Here is a 17,875-nt window from a genome sequence, read left to right as displayed (position 1 = left end):
GCCTAGTTCTCCTTGGATTGTTGATGGTTTCGGGGGTAGTTCAGGGATCTCGCGAACCAGGAATCGACTGTCTCATTGAACGGCGCCCGACATCCGCGAACGGATTCGAGCAATCTCTCGGCTTCATGCCTGATCGTGGACACCAACTCACCGGGGTAGCCGTATGCAGCAGCGTGTTCTTCGAACTCGTCCTCGTCGTCGATGAACAGGCCCTTGTCGGTGGAGCGCACCACATCCAGGTCCATGTCCACGGAGTTGACCTCCCAGCCGCCGTGGGACATGCGGCGCCAGCCGATCTCGGTGGAAAGGTCGAGATAGGTGCGCAGATTCCCGGGGTGCCGGTGGTCGTAGAACGTGCCCAGCCACTGCCCGGAGGCAGGGATCAGGCAGATCGCGTCCGAGGCTGCATAGAAGCCGTATCCCGGACGGGAGACCAGTGCGCCTTCCGATTGCAGGAACCAGTGTCCGTGTTCGTCGGCACCCAGATAGCTGCCGGGAACGACCCAATGGGCCGAACCGTCGTACTTCCAAGCGCGGGCAATCACCAGCTCCCCCGGGACCGCGTCCTGGGGTTCACGGGGCAGTCCCGTGGGGACGGACGGTGGCAGGCTCACAGCTGCGGGATCTGTCCGGTGGGCAAGTCGTGTCCCGGCAACGGACGAGCGAAGGGGACCTTGGTGCCCAGCACCTGGGCCAGCGTGTCGCCGGCGACCTGGGCGGCGGTGAGCCCGACGCGTTCGAGCACTTGCGAGCGGGAACCGTGGGCCAGGAACTCGGTGGGAAGACCCACCTCGTTCAGCGCCGTATCAACGCCCGCACTACGCATTTCCTGGCGGATGCGCGAGCCGACTCCGCCGGCCTTCACCCCGTCCTCGATGCAGACGACGATTCGGTGGCGGGCGGCAAGCCCGATGATCGAGCGCGGCACAGGAAGTACCCAGCGTGGATCCACTACAGTGACGGTAATGCCATGGGCGTGCAGCCTGGATGCAACATCCAGCGAGAGCTCGGCCATGCCGCCGACGGAAACGATCAACACATCGCGTTCGGCCGATTCACCAAAGCGGGCCAGTACCTCGACCCCATCGTGCAGGCGCTCCAGCGCTTTGACCTCTGGCCCGACGGAGCCCTTGGAGAAGCGCACGACCGATGGCGCGTCGGAGATGGCAACCGCCTCGCGCAGTTCTTCACGCAGCCGTTGCGCATCGCGCGGCGCGGCAAGGTGGAGCCCGGGGATGATCTGCACCAGCGACATGTCCCACATGCCGTGGTGGCTGGGCCCGTCGGGTCCGGTGACGCCGGCACGATCCAGCACGATGGTGACGCCGGCCTTGTGCAGTGCCACGTCCATCAACAGCTGGTCGAACGCGCGGTTCAGGAACGTCGCATAGACGGCAACCACCGGGTGCAGGCCGCCAAAGGCCATGCCGGCGGCGGAGGTCATTGCGTGTTGTTCGGCGATGCCGACGTCGAAGACGCGCTCCGGGTGGCGTTCGGCCATCTTCTTGAGCCCGACCGGCTGCAGCATCGCACCGGTAATGGCGACGATCTCGGCACGCTCGTCGGCGATCGCGGCAATTTCATCGCCAAAGACGCTGGTCCAGGACTGCGCCGAGGCCGTCGCCACGGGTTCGCCGGTTTCGGGGTCGATGACACCGACGGCGTGGAACTGGTCGGCCTCGTTGGCACGCGCCGGGGCGTAGCCACGGCCCTTCTCCGTCATAGCATGCACGATCACGGGTCCGGCGTAGTTCTTGGCCTGCTGCAGCGCCTCTTCCACCGCCGCCTGGTTATGCCCATCGATCGGGCCGATGTACTTCATGCCCAGGTCCTCGAAAAGTCCCTGCGGCGCCCACCAGTCCTTGATGCCCTTCTTGGTGGCATGCAGCGACTTGTAGGCGAACTTGCCCACGGCGCCACCGTCCTTCAGGCGGCCCTTCCACCAGTCCATCGTGTCTTCGTAGGCGCGGTTGGTGCGCACCTTGTCCAGGTTCCGGCGAAGTCCGGCCAGCTGGTCGGCCAGCCCCCCGATGGTCGGGGCGTAGGAACGGCCGTTGTCGTTGACCACGATGACCACCCGGCGGTCCTTGTCGGCCGCGATATTGTTCACCGCTTCCCAGGCCATGCCGCCGGTCAGCGCACCGTCGCCGACCAGGGCCACCACGTAGCGGTCGCCCTCGCCGGTGAGCTTGCGGGCGCGGGAGATTCCGTCGGCCCAGGACAGCGATGAGGAAGCATGGGAGGACTCGACGATGTCGTGCACCGATTCGGCCCGGTCGGGGTATCCCGAAAGCCCGCCCTGCTGGCGCAGCGTAGCGAAGTCCTGGCGGCCGGTCAGCAGCTTGTGCACGTAGGACTGGTGGCCGGTATCGAAGATGACCGAGTCACGGGGGGAATCGAAGATCCGATGAATGCCCATGGTCAGTTCCACCACGCCCAGGTTCGGCCCCAAGTGCCCTCCGGTACGGGCGACGTTGTCGATCAGGAAGGTGCGCACCTCGGCTGCGAGCTCCTGCATTTGGACCATGGATAGGGCACGCAGGTCACGCGGCTCATGAATGGTCTCAAGCAGTCGCACGGAGGCAGTCCTTTCGAAGCGGCAATAATCAGTTAATCGTACCGCCGAGGATGCCCGGTCAACGATTTAGCACGCTTTTCCCGGTTCCAGGCCACCATCTCCCACGCCGGGAAACCCGCGCTTCGGGCACCGGCTCCATCTTCTGCCCATGACCGGCTCCGATCCGATCGACGCGATGCATGAGCCCGCATCGGTGCCTTGGTGTTGAATCAGCAGGCCTTGCCTACCCGCGATACCCAGGGCGCAGGACACCGGGCAGCCTAGATGATTGATTCCAAGGGTTCATGGTCATAGGCGGTCAGCGACCGCAGTGGATGGGAACCGGTGTTCAGGTTGTGCCAGATGGCCACGGTCAGCGCGAGGATGCGTTGCAGGACCCGCACGGTGACCCCGGCGATGGTCCTCCCGCCATGGGCCTCCAGGTCCAGCTGGCCCTTGAGGGTGTCGTTGATTGACTCGATGACCTGACGCAGTGGCTTGAGCAGACTCTTTCCGGGACGGGGTTTCTCACCTTGACGGGTCGGACGGACCAGGGTGATCCCGGCCTCGGAGAGGTCCTGCTCGAAGGCCTTCCCGTAGTAGTTCTTGTCCGCGATGATGATCTGTCCCGGCTCCACCGGGGTGGGCAGGTTTTCCAGGATGCCCAGCAGGGTCTCACGCTCATCGGCCTTCGCCCCGGTCAGCGCGTAGCCGACCGGCAGTCCGGTCGGGGTGCACAGCAGGTGCAGGCGCAGCCCCCAGAACCACCGTGAATGCGAGGCGCAGTACCCGTATTCGGCCCAGCCGGCCAGTTCGGAGCGGTGGGCCGTGGTGTGGGAGCGCCCGCATTCCACAGGGGTGGAATCGGCGAGCCACAGCTCATCGGACCAGAGCCCGGTGGTGTGGGCCAGGTGTTCGTTGAGAGCCTGCAGGGTCCCGCCCAGCTTCCGCAGCCGTTTGTTGTATCCGGGTTGTTGGGGCAGGTCCGGGAACCATCGGCGCAGGTCGTTATGGGATTGGCGGAGCCAGCGGCGTTCGGAGGTGAAGCCGAGCAGGGCCTGGAGGACCGCGATGGTGACCAGTTCGGCGTCGCTGATCCGGGGCCCGAAGCCGATGGCCGGACGCCACGGGAGCAGGTGCGGATTGGCCTTCAGAAAGTCGTCCGCGCAGGCGTACAGTGCTGTTGCAAGGGTGTCCAGATCGGGAGCCATCGGAACTCTCCAGGTTCGAATGTTGGGTATTACATCTCGATTCTGGACACCCTTGCCCGCGCTGTCACCCCTTGGAATCAATCATCTAGTGTCCATGGCCCTTGTTGCGGGGTAGTGCGGCCAGCACGTCGTGGTTCAGTTGGGAAATCATGTCCAGCGGGATCCCGGCCGGACAGACTGCGGTGCATTCCCCGATTTGGCTGCACCCTCCGAAGCCTTCGGCATCGTGTTGCTCCACCATCGCCAAGACGCGGGAATCACGTTCGGGCTGGCCTTGGGGCAGCGAACCCAGGTGGGTGATCTTCGCACCGAGGAACAACGAGGCCGATCCGTTGGGGCAAGCCGCCACGCACGCGCCGCAGCCGATGCAGGCCGCCGCATCGAAGGCCCTTTCGGCATTCTTCTTGGGCACCGGCACCGAGTGGGCCTCGGGGGCCGCACCGGTGGGAGCGCTGATGTATCCCCCGGCGGCGATGATCCGGTCCAAGGCGCTGCGGTCCACGATCAAGTCCCTGAGCACCGGGAAGGCGGTGGCCCGCCAGGGTTCGATGTCGATGACCTGCCCGTCCTTGAAATGGCGCATGTACAACTGGCAGGTGGTCGTCAGTGCTTCGGGCCCGTGGGCGATCCCATTGATCACCAGCGAACACGTCCCACAGATCCCTTCACGGCAGTCGTGGTCAAAGGCCACCGGATCCCCACCGGCGAGCGCGAGTTCTTCGTTGAGCACATCCAGCATTTCCAGGAACGACATGTCACCCGATATCCCGTGGACCTCGTAGGTGGTCATGGCCCCGGCTGCCTCCGCGTCGGCCTGGCGCCAAATGCGCAGCGTGATGTTCATTTGTAGCTCCTTTGCTGAACCTTGATGTATTCGAAGTCCAGCTGTTCGCGGTGCAACAGCGGGGGCATTCCTTCCCCGGCGAATTCCCAGGCCGCGACGTGGGAATACTCCTGGTCCCGGCGCAACGCCTCGCCCTCCGCTGTCTGGCTTTCGGTGCGGAAGTGGGCGCCACAGGATTCGCCGCGGTGCAAGGCATCGATGCACATCAGCTCCGCCAGCTCGAAGAAGTCGGCCACCCGGCCGGCCCGTTCCAGCGACTGGTTCAACTCCTCGTTGATTCCGGTGACCTTCGCATGACTCCAGAAGGATTCGCGCAGCTTGCGGATCAGTCCGATGGCCACCGTCAGTCCCTCGGCATTGCGTTCCATGCCGCAGTATTCCCACAGGATCGAACCCAACTCGCGGTGGAATGAATCCACGGTGCGGTTCCCGTTGATCTGAAGCAGCCGCCGGGTGCGTTCCCTCACGCTGGCCAACGCCTCCAGCACGGCAGGGTGGGTGTCATCGACACCGGCGGGCATCTGGTTCGAGGCCAGATAGTCCCCGATGGTGCCGGGCAACACGAAGTAACCGTCGGCCAGCCCCTGCATCAGCGCGCTGGCCCCGAGCCGGTTGGCCCCGTGGTCCGAGAAGTTGGCCTCTCCGATGACGAAGAGCCCGGGGATCGTGCTTTGCAGGTCGTAATCGACCCATAGCCCACCCATCGTGTAGTGGATCGCCGGGAAGATGCGCATCGGTGTGGTGTACGGGTCCTCGTCGGTGATCTTCGCGTACATGTCGAACAGGTTTCCGTACTTCTCCTCGATCTCGGCCCGTCCCAGTCGTTCGATGGCATCACCAAAATCCAGGTACACCCCCAGCCCGGTGGGACCCACGCCACGCCCGGCATCGCATTGCTGCTTGGCTGCACGGGAAGCCACGTCGCGGGGCACCAGGTTGCCGAAGGCCGGATAGGCGCGTTCGAGGTAGTAGTCGCGTTCGGCCTCCGGGATCTGTGCCGGATCTCGGGTGTCCCCAGCCGCTACCGGGACCCAGATCCGCCCGTCGTTGCGCAGGGACTCGCTCATCAAGGTGAGCTTGGACTGATGGTCGCCGCTGACCGGGATGCAGGTCGGGTGGATTTGCGTATAGCAGGGGTTGGCGAAGTAGGCGCCCTTGCGGTGGGCCCGCCAGGTCGCACTGACATTGCAGCCCATGGCGTTGGTGGAGAGGTAGTACGCGTTTCCGTAGCCTCCGGTAGCCAGCACCACGGCGTCGGCCAGGTGCGTTTCGAAGGCTCCGGTCACCATGTCGCGCACCACCACGCCGCGGGCCTTCCCGTCGACGACGATCAACTCGAGCATTTCGTGGCGGGTATTGACCTCGACCGTGCCGGCCGCGACCTGGCGTTCAAGCGCCTGGTAGGCACCGAGCAATAGCTGCTGCCCGGTTTGCCCGCGGGCATAGAACGTCCGCGAGACCTGCACGCCGCCGAAGGATCTGGTGTCGAGCAGTCCCCCGTATTCCCGGGCGAACGGGACCCCCTGGGCGACTGCCTGGTCGATGATGGACACACTGGCCTGCGCGAGTCGGTACACGTTGGATTCCCTCGAGCGGTAATCCCCTCCCTTGACGGTGTCGTAGAACAGGCGGCGGATGCTGTCCCCGTCGTTGCGGTAGTCCTTGGCCGCATTGATCCCGCCCTGCGCCGCAATGCTGTGGGCACGTCGCGCGCTGTCCTGATAGCAAAAGACCTTGATCCGGTAACCGGCCTCCCCTAGGGTCGCCGCTGCCGATCCCCCGGCCAAGCCGGTGCCGATGACGATGACCGATCGCTTGCGTCGGTTGGCCGGGCTGATCAGTTTGGCCTCGAAGCGGCGCTTGTCCCAGCGTTCCTCGATCGGTCCGCCGGGATCCTTGGCGTCGAACAGCGCGTCGCCCTGGGCGTAGTACTCGCTCATGGTCCCACCCATCCGACCAGGATGCACAGCGGCGGAACGAGGAATCCGAGCAGCAGTATCGCGCTGATCAGGACCGCAAGCTGGTTGAATCGGCGGCGGCGGACCTCTGAGGTGGCGGCCCCGAGCGAGGCGAGCGCACTGAAGATCCCGTGGCGCAGGTGCAGGCACAGCGCGACGAGCGCCACGGCGTAGGAGAGCACGACCCACCAGATGGAAAAGCCGTTCACCATCCTCAGATAAGGGCTTTCCGAGGCGCCACCAGGAGATATCACGTTGACCGTCAGATGCAACAGGTGATAAACCACGAACAAGGCGATGGTCAGTCCGCCCCAACGCATGGTGAAGGACGAATAGCTGCGTTGTACCCCGCGCCGGTGGGCGTTGCTCTGATACCTGTATCCGCCGCGTCCCCCGGTAGCCGCCCGGGATCGGTGCCACAGGACGAAGGCGGCCCAGATGTGGGTCCCGACGCTGAGCAGCAGGATCACGCGCAGGATCCACAACGCCCCGCCATAGGGCAGCAGTGGTTCCAACACCGTGCGCAAGTAGGCGGAATAGCCGTCGAAGGCTTCCTGTCCGGCAAAGACCTTCAGGTTGCCGTACATGTGTGCCAGGAGGAAGAGCACCATGATCAGCCCACCCACGGCCATCAGGGCATGCAACGCGGAGGACGATGCCGTGGCGCGCGTCCGTGTCGGTGAGATGGACATCATCGCTGGTTTCCGATCCCGGGGTGCCGCATCACGCAGCGGTCAGGTGGAAGGAGGGGGCGGGATGCGCTGCAGTTATCCAAGGGGAACCTCGTCCTTCACAGGGAGTGCCATCGGGACCGTTGCCCACCAACCTACGTCGTGGACCGTGCTGCGACAAGGTCCCGGCGAAGATCTTTGCGGCCGACCGCCAATCGAGCCTGCCGCTACTGGACCAGGACCTGCAGGGCGCCTGCCCGCCGTTCCGGCTGCACCGGGTGCCACCGGTCCATAAGATGATGGGTAGCAGAGCGGCAACCGTTTCCGCCCCCAACAGCAAAGGATCCGACACGATGTCCCAGAAGAAGACCCGTATCCTGTTTGTCTGTTCCAGCAACGGGGGCAAGTCCCAGATGGCCGCGGCCCTGCTCAAGCTGGAAACCGGAGCTGCCTTTGACATCACCTCCGCCGGGGTGGACCCGGCCCGGCAGATCAATGCGCTGGCGGCCGACGTGCTGCAGGATATCGGGGCCGACATCCGGTCGCAGGTCCCCACCGCGCTGACGCGCGAAAGGCTGCTGGACGCGGACCGGGTGGTCATCGTGGGATCCAATGCCCGTGTCGAACCCATCGAAGGGTTACGGATGGAGCGGTGGGTTCCCGAGGAGGCCGCCTATGCCCATTTGGAAGAGCATGCCCGGATGGTGGCGCTGCGGGACGATCTGCACGCCAGGGTCCGCACGTTGGAGGCCGAGCTGCACGCAGAATAGATCTGCGCACACCGTATCCGGAGGTTGTTGCTCGAGGCGAGGACCACCCAGCCCTCGGCGGTGTTCCCCCGGGCGCCAGCCCTCTGCCCCTGCGTGATCGGGTTCGTCGGTAAAAACAGCTGGGGCGTGTTGCCCGGTTTCCCGGTCAACACGCCCCAGCGGGGTCGAGCTCGGCTATTAGCTGGCCGTGATCTGACGTAGTACGTATTGCAGGATGCCGCCGTTACGGTAGTAATCGGCTTCACCCGGGGTATCGATGCGCAGAACGGCATCGAAGGAGACGCTCTTGCCGTCTTCTGCCACGGCGGTGACCTTCAGGGTCTTGGGCGTGGTGCCGTTGTTGAGTTCGGTCACTCCCTCGACTGCGAAGGTCTCGGTGCCGGTCAGGCCCAGGGTCTCGGCGTTTTCGCCGACCGGGAACTGCAGCGGCAGGACGCCCATGCCGATGAGGTTCGAGCGGTGGATGCGCTCGAACGACTCGGTGATGACGGCCTTGACGCCCAGCAGCGCCGTGCCCTTGGCTGCCCAGTCACGCGAGGAGCCCGAACCGTATTCCTTGCCACCCAGGACAACCAGCGGGGTGTCGGCTGCTGCGTAGTTCTGCGCCGCATCGTAGACGTAGGCCTGCGGTGCGCCCTCGACGCTGAAGTCGCGGGTGAAGCCACCCTCGACGCCGTCCAGGAGCTGGTTCTTGATGCGGATGTTCGCGAAGGTGCCGCGAATCATGACCTCGTGGTTGCCACGGCGCGAGCCGTAGGAGTTGAAGTCCTTGCGGTCCACTCCGTTGGCCAGCAGGTACTTGCCGGCCGGGGTTTCGGACTTGAAGGAGCCGGCCGGGGAGATGTGGTCGGTGGTGACCGAATCGCCCAGCTTCAGCAGCACGCGGGCACCGGCGATATCCGAAACCGGATCCGGGGTGGCCTTCATGCCCTCGAAGTACGGGGGCTTACGAACGTAGGTCGAATCCTCGGCCCATTCGAACGTGTTGCCTGCCGGGGTGTCCAGGGCCTTCCAACGGGCATCGCCGTCGAAAACGCCCTCGTAGCCCTTGGCGAACATGGTCTCGTCGATCGACGAGTCGATGGTTGCCTGGACCTCGGCCGGGGTCGGCCAGATGTCCTTCAGGAAGATGTCGTTGCCGGCTTCGTCCTGGCCCAGCGCATCGGTCTCGAAATCGAAGTCCATGGTTCCGGCCAAGGCGTAGGCGATGACCAGCGGCGGGGAAGCCAGGTAGTTCATCTTCACGTCCGGGTTGATCCGGCCTTCGAAGTTGCGGTTGCCCGAGAGCACCGCGGTGGCTGCGAGGTCGTGGGCCTGGATGGCCTCCGAGATCTCGGCATCCAGCGGACCGGAGTTGCCGATGCAGGTGGCGCAACCGTAACCCACGACGTAGAAGCCGAGCTTCTCCAAGTAAGGCAGCAGGCCAGACTTCTCGTAGTAGTCGGTGACTACCTTCGAGCCGGGGGCGACCGAGGTCTTGACCCACGGCTTGGACGCCAGGCCCTTCTCCACTGCCTTGCGTGCCAGCAGTGCTGCGGCAAGCATGACCGAGGGGTTGGACGTGTTGGTGCACGAGGTGATCGATGCGATCGACACCAGACCGTGGTCGATGTCGAACGCGCTGCCGTCGTCCTTCTTCACCGTGACGGCCTTGGAGGGGCGGCCGATGTTCAGGGCGTCGGCATCCTCACCGGCATAGGTGAGGATGTCCTTGCGGAACTGCTCTTTGGCACCAGTCAGCTCGATGCGGTCCTGCGGACGCTTCGGGCCGGCGATGGACGGAACCACGGTGGAGAGGTCCAGTTCCAGGAACTCGGAGAACTTCAGCTCGCGGCTCGGGTCGTGCCACAGGCCCTGCTCCTTGGCGTAGGCCTCGACGAGGTCCACGTTTTCGGCCGAGCGGCCGGTCAGGCGCAGGTAGTCAAGGGTCACGTCGTCGATCGGGAACATGGCAGCCGTGGAACCGAATTCCGGGCTCATGTTGCCGATGGTGGCGCGGTTTGCCAACGGCACCTGGGCAACGCCCTGGCCGTAGAACTCCACGAACTTGCCGACGACACCGTGTTTGCGCAGCATTTCGGTGATGGTCAGCACGACGTCGGTGGCGGTGGCGCCGGCCGGGATCGAGCCGTTGAGCTTGAAGCCGACAACGCGCGGAATCAGCATGGAGACGGGCTGGCCGAGCATAGCTGCCTCGGCCTCGATGCCGCCAACGCCCCAGCCGAGCACGCCCATGCCGTTGACCATGGTGGTGTGGGAGTCGGTGCCGACGCAGGTATCCGGGTATGCGCGAAGCACGCCGTCCACCTCGCGGGTCATCACGGTGCGGGCCAGGAACTCGATGTTCACCTGGTGCACGATGCCGGTTCCCGGGGGAACGACCTTGAAGTCGTCGAACGCGGTCTGGCCCCAGCGCAGGAACTGGTAACGCTCGCCGTTGCGCTGGTACTCGATCTCCATGTTGCGCTCGAGCGCACCGGAGTTGCCGAAGGCATCGATCTGGACCGAGTGGTCAATGACCATTTCGGCAGGAGCCAACGGATTGACCCGGGTCGGGTCCCCGCCCAGGTCCTTGACTGCCTCGCGCATGGTGGCGAGGTCAACGATGCACGGGACACCGGTGAAGTCCTGCATGATGACACGGGCCGGGGTGAACTGGATTTCGGTGTTTGGTTCCGCATTGGGATCCCACTCGGCCAAGGCCTTGACGTGGTCGGCGGTGATGTTCGCACCGTCTTCGGTGCGCAACAGGTTCTCCAACAGAACCTTGAGGCTGTACGGAAGGCTTTGCGCGCCTTCTACTGCGTTCAGCCGGAAAATTTCGTATTCTGCACCCTTGACGTCTAGTACGCCTTTGGATCCATAACTGTCCACTTTGCTCATTGGGACTCCTCTCGCCAGGCTTTATCTTTATTGCACGCTCGCACTTCATGCCAGTAAGGCGGACCTCACTGGCATGGTGATGCGTGATTCGCGGCAGAGCTACAAGCAGTCTATCCTTTCAGCGCGAAAGGATAGACGCGACGCGACGCTTTGCCGCCCAACGGGGTCACCTGCTCGTCGAGCGGCGCTCGAACACCCCGACAGATTCCATGTGGTGAGTATTCGGGTACAGGTCAAGGACCTTGACCGATGTCAGCGCATAACCGTTGCGGCGCAGGTCAGCGACGTCGCGGGCGAAGGAAGCCGGGTCGCAGGAAACGTAGGCGATACGCTGCGGTCCGGCCTGTGCGAGCTCACGCACTACCTGCTTGCCGGCACCGGTGCGCGGCGGATCCAGCACTACGCCGTTCAGCTTGCGCCCGTGTTCGCGCAGCTGCGCAGCGAGGGCGTTTTCGACCCTGCCCTGGGTGACTTTCGCCTGCGGGAAGTGATGCAGGTTCCGGCGTGCGTCCTTGCTGGTGCCGGGGGCACCCTCGATGGAATGCACGAGGCCCGACTCCCCCACGGCCTGCGCCAGCGGGGCGGTAAACAGCCCTGCCCCGGCGTAGAGGTCGGCCAGCACCTGGCCGGGCTTCGGGTCCAGGATCGCCATGACCTCATCGGTCAGCACCTGCGGCGCCAGCCGGTGGATCTGCCAGAAACCCTCGCCGGAGACCCGGAAGGTGTGTCCGGCCGCTTCCTCCGCCACCCAGGCACGTCCGCGGATCCGGCGCAGCTCTCCGCGCCCGTCAGCAGCGGTGCCGCGGGACTGGGTCAGTGCGGCGGCGCTGACGCCTGCGGGCAGCTTCGCTGCGGGCTTGTCGGCGGCGCCGGGACGGGTTCCGTCCTCGACGAAGAGCACCAACAGTTCGCCTCCGGCGGCCGGGGCCGCTACCTCGACCCGGGAAATGCCGCGCAGCGGCAGCTCCCACAGGCGCAGCGCGTTGATCGAGTCGAGCGCCAGCGGCATCTCGGTAACCGGAATCAGGTCGTTGGAGCGGAATCCGTTCATGGACAGGCGGCCGGAGCCGTCAACGGCGAAGGCGACCCGGGTGCGCCAGGCCAGCCCGTTGTCAGATTCGCCCGGCACGCCCCGGACACCGGTGAACCCGGCGTCCGCTGCATCCATGCCGCCCAGACGGGCCAGCTGCTCGGTGAAGATCAGGGACTTGAGTTCGCGCTGCTTGGCCAGATCCATATGCCCGAATTCGGCACCACCCACGGGCACTTTGCCGGCGGCGCCGGCCTTCAGCGCGTCGGCGGCCGCCCAGAAATGAGGGCGGCGTGATGCGTCGGCTTCCAGCACTTCGATGACGTCGCCACGCCAGAAGCGGGCGTCCTCGCCAGAGTCGGTCAGCCGGATCTTAGCGAGCTCACCCGGGATGCCATGGCGGACGAAGATGACTCGTCCCTCGTGGCGGGCGACGCAGTGTCCGCCATGGGCCGGCGCGCCGATGCGCACCGTGAGTTCGAGGGCAGTCATGATGGTTCTCCTGTGTTTCTTTGAGGGGCGCCGGACGGCAGCCACCTGCTGTTTTCAGTGGAGGATAGGCGCCAGGGCACCGATGCGACCACGACTCCGGATTCGAAGTGCAACCGGGTCTTGATCCGCAGGGCGGTCTGGTTGTGGACGAGCTGTTCCCACCAGCGACCCACCACGTATTCGGGAATGTAGACAACCACCAAGTCACGCGGGGTATCGCGCTTGATGGCCTTGATGTGGTCGATGATCGGGGCCGCGATTTCGCGGTACGGGGAGGCAAGCACGGTGATCGGCACCGGGATTCCCAATGCCTCCCATTGTGCCAGTGTCTGCTCGGTCTGTGCGTCGTCGACGTTGACCACGAGCGCCTCGAGCTTCGAGGCACGCGAAGCCCTGGCGAAGGAAACCGCCCGCAACACCGGCTTGCGCACCGTGGAAACCAGGATCAACGCGTGTACCCGAGCCGGCAGCGCCTTGGGCGCATCCTCCAGGTCCACTGCGAGTTCGGCGTCGACCGCCACGTAGTGGCGCTTGAGCGCATCCATCACCAGGAACAGCAGTGCGATGCCCAGCACGGCAAGCCAGGCGCCGTGGATAAGCTTGGTGACCAGCACGATGACCAGCACCGCCGCCGTCAGCAGGAAGCCGAGCAAGTTCAGCGAACGCGAGCGGCGGATGCGTGAACGCACCCGGCGGTCTGGAGCAGCAGTCAGCTGTCGACCCCAGTGCCTGATCATGCCCAGCTGAGAGAGCGTAAAGGAAACGAAGACGCCCACCACGTAGAGCTGGATCAGCGTTGCCACGTGCGCGTTGAAGATCCAGACCAGTGCCAGTGCAGCGACGGACAGGGAGATGATGCCGTTGCTGAAACCCAGCCGGTCCCCGCGGGTGCGCAGCTGGCGGGGCAGGTACCCGTCGGTGGCCAGATGCGAGGCGAGGTTCGGGAAGGAGGTGAAGGCGGTATGTGCCGCGACCAGCAGCACGGCGGCCGTTACGGCAAGGATCAGATAGAAGCCGACCGAGCCGCCGCCGAACACGGCATGGGCCAGCTGCCCAAGCACCGGGTTCTGCACGTATCCGGTCGGGATCGGGCCGCCGTTCAGGCGCAGGCTGGTGGCCGGGTTCTCGGCCAGGTGCACACCGGTGGCTCGGGCCAGGAACATCGTACCCAAGGTCAGCACAGCGGCAATCAGCCCGATCAGCAGCAGGATGGTTCCGGCGTTGCGGGCGCGCGGCGGGGCAAGCGTATGCACGTTGCTGATCGGCACCTCGACACCGGTCAACGCCGCCGAACCGGTGGAGAAGGCGCGCAGCACCAGCAGCACGCCGGCGATTCCGGTCAACCCGGCCGGGTAGGCCGGGTCGGGGATCAGTTCGAAGCCGGCGCTGGGCGCCGCTCCCAGCGCACCGATGGCCGCCATGACCCCGCCTGCGGCGAGCATGGCCAGCAGCGCGCCCATGAACAGGTAGGCGGGCAGCGCGTTGCCCAGCCGGGAGCGCCCGCGTCCGCGCAGATTGAGCAGCGTCAACAGCACCACGCCGACGCTGGCGATCAGCGGCTCGTGGCCGGCCAGGACCGGGAACGCGGCAATCACGTAGTGGGCGGCGGAGGAGACCGAAACGGCTACCGTCAGCACGAAGTCGACCAGCAGCGCAGCGGCAACAGTGGTTCCGGCGCGCGGCCCCAGGTTCACCGAGGCTATCTCGTAGTCCCCGCGGCCTGAGGGGTAGGCCTTTACCGACTGGCGGTAGGAGGCGATGATGACCAGCATCACGGCCATGATCGCGATACCGACCTGCGGCGAGAAGGAGATGGCTGCCATTCCGGCCAGGGCCAGGGTCAGCAGCACCTCGTCGGGGGCATAGGCGATCGAGGAGAGCGCATTCGCCGAAAAGATGGGCAGGGCCGAGCGTTTGCGCAACGGGGCCTGCTTGAGCCGTTCGGTCCGGAAGGGACGGCCCACCAGAATCCGCTTGAGCGCGTCGAGAAAGGTCAACACCCGTCAAAGTTAGCGCCTTTGGAGCCGTACTGTCATACGCACCGCCGTGCACCGGGCCGTATGCTTGCCTACGGCGGCCCGCCGGCTGATCCGTGGCAGACTAGGGCAGGAAACAAAAGCGGTCCGCCCGGTGGGCGTTCCGAAGGATGAGGAAGCGGGAACTGAAGCGTGGCGCATTTCGTCATCATGGGGTGTGGCCGCGTGGGCATGACCCTGGCCCATACGCTCGAGGATGCCGGCCACACGGTCGCCATTATCGACCAGGACGAACGTGCGTTCCGGAGGCTGCGCCGCGGTTTCGCCGGAACCATGGTGACCGGCATCGGGTTCGACCGCGACACCCTCGAAGAGGCGGACATCGCCAACGCCTATGCGTTCGCGGCCGTCTCCAGCGGTGACAACTCGAACATCCTCGCAACCCGCGTGGCCCGCGAGACCTACCACGTTCCTCACGTGGTGGCCCGCATCTATGACCCGGGACGGGCTGAGATCTACCAACGCCTGGGCATCCCCACCGTCGCCGCGGTGCGCTGGAGCGCCGATCAGGTGCTGCGCCGGATCCTGCCCGAACAGTCGATCAACGGCGACTTCCGCGACGCGTCGGGCAAGCTGATCCTCGGAGAAATCGAGGTGAACCGGGACTGGTACGGCTCCTCGCTGCAGGAGATCGAGGCCGCGGCGCGGATCCGCGTGGCCTATCTGACCCGCTTCGGCGAGGGCATGCTGCCGCGCGCCGACACCCGTTTCCAGGAGGGCGACATCCTGCACGCCATGATGCCCGTTGCGGCCACGGCGGAGATCGACCGCGTGCTCTCGCAGGGTCCGGGCACCGACGACGAGGACGAGGAACAAGCATGAAGGTAGTTATTGCCGGAGCCGGTTCGGTGGGCTGCTCCATCGCCAAGGAACTGCTGCATAACGGCCACGACGTGCTGCTGATCGACGAGAAGCCCGAAGTAGTCGGCCGCTCGGGTGTTCAGGGTGCGCGCTGGCTCTTCGGCGACGCCTGCGAGCTGAGCACGCTGAAGGAGGCCAAGCTCCAGGACGTCGATGTCGTGGTGTCCGCCACCGGGGACGACAAGGTGAACCTGGTCGTCTCGCTGCTCTCGAAGTCCGAGTTCGGCGTCGGGCGCACCGTCGGACGGGTGAACAACCCGAAAAACGACTGGATGTTCGACGATTCCTGGGGCGTGGATGTGGCGGTGAGCACGCCGCGGCTGATGACTGCCTTGGTCGAGGAGGCCGTGGAGATCGGGGATCTGGTCCGGTTGATGACGCTGCAGTCCGGCGTCGTCTCGATCGTCGAATTCACCGTCCCGCACGATTCGCCGCTCATCGGGCGCACGCTCGGCGCCGTCGCCTGGCCGGTCGATTCCACGGTGGTGGCGATCCTGCGCGACGACTCCCCCATCACCCCGAGCCAGGACGATGTCATCGAAGGCGGCGACGAGCTGTTCTTCGTCACGACCATCGCCGCCGAGGCCGAACTGCGCACCGTGCTGCGCCCGCACCACCAGGCCTGAGCGGTTCACGGCGCTCCGGCCCCTGCGCTCCGAACCGGCATTTTCCCTCGCCATCAAGCGCGTCCGGCTGCCTTACGCTCCGGCCACCGGCCCGGACCCCCCGGCCTTTTCGGGGGCCGGCGCCGCGGCGCGGGAAATCATCCACGCCGCCCACAAACCGGCGGCATACAGCGGAACGCCCATGGCCAGCCGCGCCGCACCGAGCGCCGGGACGTTATCGGCGAAGTACAGCGGTACCTGCACCGCCAGCCGGGCGATGAACACTGCCGCCACGGCCCAGGTGGCGTACGCGTAGAGACGGACCGCGGCCGGGTCCTTGCGCCATTCGATGCCGCCGCCGCGGATGAAGCCGAAGATCAGGCCCATCAACGGCCAGCGCACCAGGATCGAGGTGATCAGCGCCGCTCCGTAACCGATGTTCGTGAAGAATCCCGGCACGTAATAGTCCTTGGCGTTGCCCGAGGCACGGGAGAAGACGGCGCAGATCGCCACGCCTGCCAGCCCGGTCAGGGCCTGGGTGAGCGAGCCGCGGCGCACCAGCCGGGCGATGGTGAACGCCAGGGCGACGGCCAGCGAGGCGATCAGCGCCGGATTCAGGTTCTGGCCGATAGTGAACACCACGAGGAAGACCACCCCGGGGGCCAACGACTCGATGAGTCCACGCACCCCGCCCATGGTCTTGAGCACGTCGATCTGCCCGTTGGCGCCGCGTTCGATGCCCGCATTGCGGGAGATGTTGCGGGCGATGTCCTCGGCCGAAGGCTGCTCGGGCTTCTGCTGCCCGGGCTGCTCCGGTTCGGAGGCGGGATCGGGGTGCTGGCTCATGGCTGTTCCGTACGTCCTTCGGTTCGGGCGCCCGCCCCGGATGCTGCGTGGGGATCGGGCAGGATTTCATAGCGCGGATTGTGGATCGTCGCAATGCCATCGACCAGCGCGACCATGCCCTCGCAGCGCAGCCGCGAGCCGGCGAAGATGCCCGGAACCCTGCGCTGGCCCAGCCAGATCAGCCGCACCTGCGCCGCGGGGCGCCGGCGGCCACCCGGTGGAGCCGGGTGGTCCGAGACGATGGCGGTGAAGGCCGGTGCAGAGGTGCCGGGCTGGATGGTGATCGCGTCGACGTACCCGTTCAGGACGACCCGCCCGCGTTCGGGCAGTTCGGCCAGGGCGCCGAGCATCACCGGGCCCGCCCCGCCGGGGGGCGTGCTTGTTGGAGGCACCAGGTTAGCCGATCTGCGTGACTTCGGGGCCGCGCTCGGGACGTTCTAGCCCGTCCGGGGATTCCTCGGCCTGGGCCACGGCTCCGGCCGGGACGGTCAGCGGCAGCAGCTCGGCCGGGGGCATCGGCTTGTCGCCGCGCACCACGATGACGCGGGCCAACAGGTCCTCGAGCGCCTTGGACTCTGCCTCGTTGGTGAGCGCCTCTCCACCGATGACGCCACGCAGGAACCAGCGCGGCCCGTCGATGCCCAGGAAGCGCAGCGCGATGTAGCCGGCGCTGCCGTCGGGCGCGGTCGAGGGAACGCGGGCGAGCATTTCCTCGCCGAAGCGCCCGGTGCTGCGCTCGATGGAGCCTGCTTGTTCGGTGATGCCTGCGGCGATCTGCTCGGAGATGCCCTCCCACAGCCCGGCGGTCTTGGGTGCCGCGAAGACCTGCAGCTGCAGGCGCGAGCCACCGACCTCCAGGCCCACGGCAATCACGCGTTGGGTGGAGTCCTCCACCTCGAGTCGCAGCTGCATGCCGGGGACCGGCTCGATCTGCAGGGCGCCGAGGTCGAGGTAGCCGTCGCGGCCCTTGACCAGATCGCCATCGAACGGCCCGTCGGCGGTGACAGCCGCCTCGAGGGAATCCACCGCGGCATCGGGAGCCCCGGCGGCATTTTTTTCGGTTGCGGTTTCTTCGGCCTTGTTCTTGCGCTTGAAAATCATCGGTAATGCT

At 65.9% G+C, this 17,875-nt stretch carries 15 protein-coding genes; 3 read left to right on the top strand and 12 right to left on the bottom strand.

Annotation, left to right across the window (positions count from 1 at the left end):
• Window positions 1–2: 2 nt before the first annotated feature.
• From E9229_RS14170 to E9229_RS14145, 6 genes are all read right to left on the bottom strand, one after another.
• A complete protein-coding gene (locus tag E9229_RS14170; RefSeq protein ID WP_183512266.1) occupies window positions 3–614 on the bottom strand; it encodes a DUF402 domain-containing protein in 612 nt (203 codons plus the stop codon).
• Window positions 611–2,578, bottom strand: a complete 1,968-nt coding sequence (dxs, locus tag E9229_RS14165) for a 1-deoxy-D-xylulose-5-phosphate synthase (protein ID WP_183512264.1) — start codon at window positions 2,576–2,578, stop codon at window positions 611–613. The genes E9229_RS14170 and dxs overlap by 4 nt, the downstream gene beginning before the upstream one ends.
• Before the next feature lie 260 nt (window positions 2,579–2,838).
• On the bottom strand, window positions 2,839–3,768 hold the full coding sequence (locus tag E9229_RS14160) for an IS982 family transposase (protein WP_183509723.1): 930 nt from the start codon (window positions 3,766–3,768) through the stop codon (window positions 2,839–2,841).
• A gap of 85 nt (window positions 3,769–3,853) precedes the next feature.
• Window positions 3,854–4,612: a succinate dehydrogenase/fumarate reductase iron-sulfur subunit gene (locus E9229_RS14155; RefSeq protein ID WP_183512263.1), complete on the bottom strand. Its 759-nt coding sequence runs from the start codon at window positions 4,610–4,612 to the stop codon at window positions 3,854–3,856.
• A complete protein-coding gene (locus E9229_RS14150) occupies window positions 4,609–6,552 on the bottom strand; it encodes a fumarate reductase/succinate dehydrogenase flavoprotein subunit (RefSeq protein ID WP_183512262.1) in 1,944 nt (647 codons plus the stop codon). The genes E9229_RS14155 and E9229_RS14150 overlap by 4 nt, the downstream gene beginning before the upstream one ends.
• Window positions 6,549–7,265, bottom strand: coding sequence for a succinate dehydrogenase cytochrome b subunit (locus tag E9229_RS14145; protein ID WP_183512261.1), 717 nt, complete (start codon window positions 7,263–7,265; stop codon window positions 6,549–6,551). Before E9229_RS14145 ends, E9229_RS14150 begins: the two co-directional genes overlap by 4 nt.
• A gap of 329 nt (window positions 7,266–7,594) precedes the next feature.
• Between E9229_RS14145 and E9229_RS14140 the strand changes: the two genes are divergently transcribed.
• The gene (locus E9229_RS14140; protein ID WP_183512260.1) at window positions 7,595–8,011 is read left to right on the top strand and encodes an arsenate-mycothiol transferase ArsC; all 417 of its coding nucleotides are present in this window, start codon (window positions 7,595–7,597) and stop codon (window positions 8,009–8,011) included.
• Between the two features lie 177 nt (window positions 8,012–8,188).
• Here E9229_RS14140 and acnA read toward each other — a convergent pair whose 3' ends face one another.
• The 3 genes from acnA to E9229_RS14125 form a co-directional block, all read right to left on the bottom strand.
• On the bottom strand, window positions 8,189–10,894 hold the full coding sequence (gene acnA, locus E9229_RS14135) for an aconitate hydratase AcnA (RefSeq protein ID WP_183512258.1): 2,706 nt from the start codon (window positions 10,892–10,894) through the stop codon (window positions 8,189–8,191).
• 166 nt (window positions 10,895–11,060) lie between these two features.
• Complete coding sequence (locus tag E9229_RS14130; protein ID WP_183512257.1) at window positions 11,061–12,416, bottom strand: class I SAM-dependent RNA methyltransferase; 1,356 nt, start codon at window positions 12,414–12,416, stop codon at window positions 11,061–11,063.
• Complete coding sequence (locus tag E9229_RS14125; protein ID WP_183512256.1) at window positions 12,413–14,416, bottom strand: APC family permease; 2,004 nt, start codon at window positions 14,414–14,416, stop codon at window positions 12,413–12,415. The genes E9229_RS14130 and E9229_RS14125 overlap by 4 nt, the downstream gene beginning before the upstream one ends.
• Before the next feature lie 168 nt (window positions 14,417–14,584).
• Here E9229_RS14125 and E9229_RS14120 point away from each other — a divergent pair, with 168 nt between their 5' ends.
• Both E9229_RS14120 and E9229_RS14115 read left to right on the top strand, forming a co-directional pair.
• Window positions 14,585–15,274 carry a potassium channel family protein gene (locus tag E9229_RS14120; protein ID WP_183512255.1) on the top strand — a complete coding sequence of 230 codons (690 nt, stop codon included), beginning with the start codon at window positions 14,585–14,587 and terminating at the stop codon, window positions 15,272–15,274.
• A complete protein-coding gene (locus tag E9229_RS14115) occupies window positions 15,271–15,939 on the top strand; it encodes a potassium channel family protein (RefSeq protein WP_183512253.1) in 669 nt (222 codons plus the stop codon). The genes E9229_RS14120 and E9229_RS14115 overlap by 4 nt, the downstream gene beginning before the upstream one ends.
• A gap of 72 nt (window positions 15,940–16,011) precedes the next feature.
• On the opposite strand, the gene E9229_RS14110 is transcribed toward E9229_RS14115, so the two are convergent.
• Genes E9229_RS14110 through E9229_RS14100 form a run of 3 tightly spaced genes read right to left on the bottom strand, consistent with a single transcriptional unit; the run spans window position 16,012 to window position 17,865 of the window.
• Window positions 16,012–16,764: a DUF3159 domain-containing protein gene (locus tag E9229_RS14110; protein ID WP_183512252.1), complete on the bottom strand. Its 753-nt coding sequence runs from the start codon at window positions 16,762–16,764 to the stop codon at window positions 16,012–16,014.
• Window positions 16,761–17,156 (bottom strand): single stranded DNA-binding domain-containing protein, encoded by a 396-nt coding sequence (locus E9229_RS14105; RefSeq protein ID WP_312855715.1) that lies wholly within the window; start codon window positions 17,154–17,156, stop codon window positions 16,761–16,763. The genes E9229_RS14110 and E9229_RS14105 overlap by 4 nt, the downstream gene beginning before the upstream one ends.
• 4 nt (window positions 17,157–17,160) lie before the next feature.
• Complete coding sequence (locus E9229_RS14100) at window positions 17,161–17,865, bottom strand: DUF3710 domain-containing protein (RefSeq protein WP_183512251.1); 705 nt, start codon at window positions 17,863–17,865, stop codon at window positions 17,161–17,163.
• Window positions 17,866–17,875 lie beyond the last annotated feature (10 nt).

The organism is Paeniglutamicibacter cryotolerans (genome assembly GCF_014190875.1).
Taxonomy (GTDB): Bacteria; Actinomycetota; Actinomycetes; order Actinomycetales; family Micrococcaceae; genus Paeniglutamicibacter; species Paeniglutamicibacter cryotolerans.
Note: the sequence above shows the minus strand (reverse complement) of the source record. Positions and strands in the feature narration are given on the sequence as shown.

Bases quoted from the DNA above. Each gene is read 5' to 3' on its own strand.
- E9229_RS14150 (WP_183512262.1), bottom strand. From the start codon at position 6,552: ATGAGCGAGTACTACGCCCAGGGCGACGCGCTGTTCGACGCCAAGGAT.
- E9229_RS14145 (WP_183512261.1), bottom strand. From the start codon at position 7,265: ATGATGTCCATCTCACCGACACGGACGCGCGCCACGGCATCGTCCTCC.
- E9229_RS14160 (WP_183509723.1), bottom strand. From the start codon at position 3,768: ATGGCTCCCGATCTGGACACCCTTGCAACAGCACTGTACGCCTGCGCG.
- E9229_RS14115 (WP_183512253.1), top strand. From the start codon at position 15,271: ATGAAGGTAGTTATTGCCGGAGCCGGTTCGGTGGGCTGCTCCATCGCC.
- E9229_RS14155 (WP_183512263.1), bottom strand. From the start codon at position 4,612: ATGAACATCACGCTGCGCATTTGGCGCCAGGCCGACGCGGAGGCAGCC.
- acnA (WP_183512258.1), bottom strand. From the start codon at position 10,894: ATGAGCAAAGTGGACAGTTATGGATCCAAAGGCGTACTAGACGTCAAG.
- E9229_RS14130 (WP_183512257.1), bottom strand. From the start codon at position 12,416: ATGACTGCCCTCGAACTCACGGTGCGCATCGGCGCGCCGGCCCATGGC.
- E9229_RS14100 (WP_183512251.1), bottom strand. From the start codon at position 17,865: ATGATTTTCAAGCGCAAGAACAAGGCCGAAGAAACCGCAACCGAAAAA.
- E9229_RS14110 (WP_183512252.1), bottom strand. From the start codon at position 16,764: ATGAGCCAGCACCCCGATCCCGCCTCCGAACCGGAGCAGCCCGGGCAG.
- E9229_RS14140 (WP_183512260.1), top strand. From the start codon at position 7,595: ATGTCCCAGAAGAAGACCCGTATCCTGTTTGTCTGTTCCAGCAACGGG.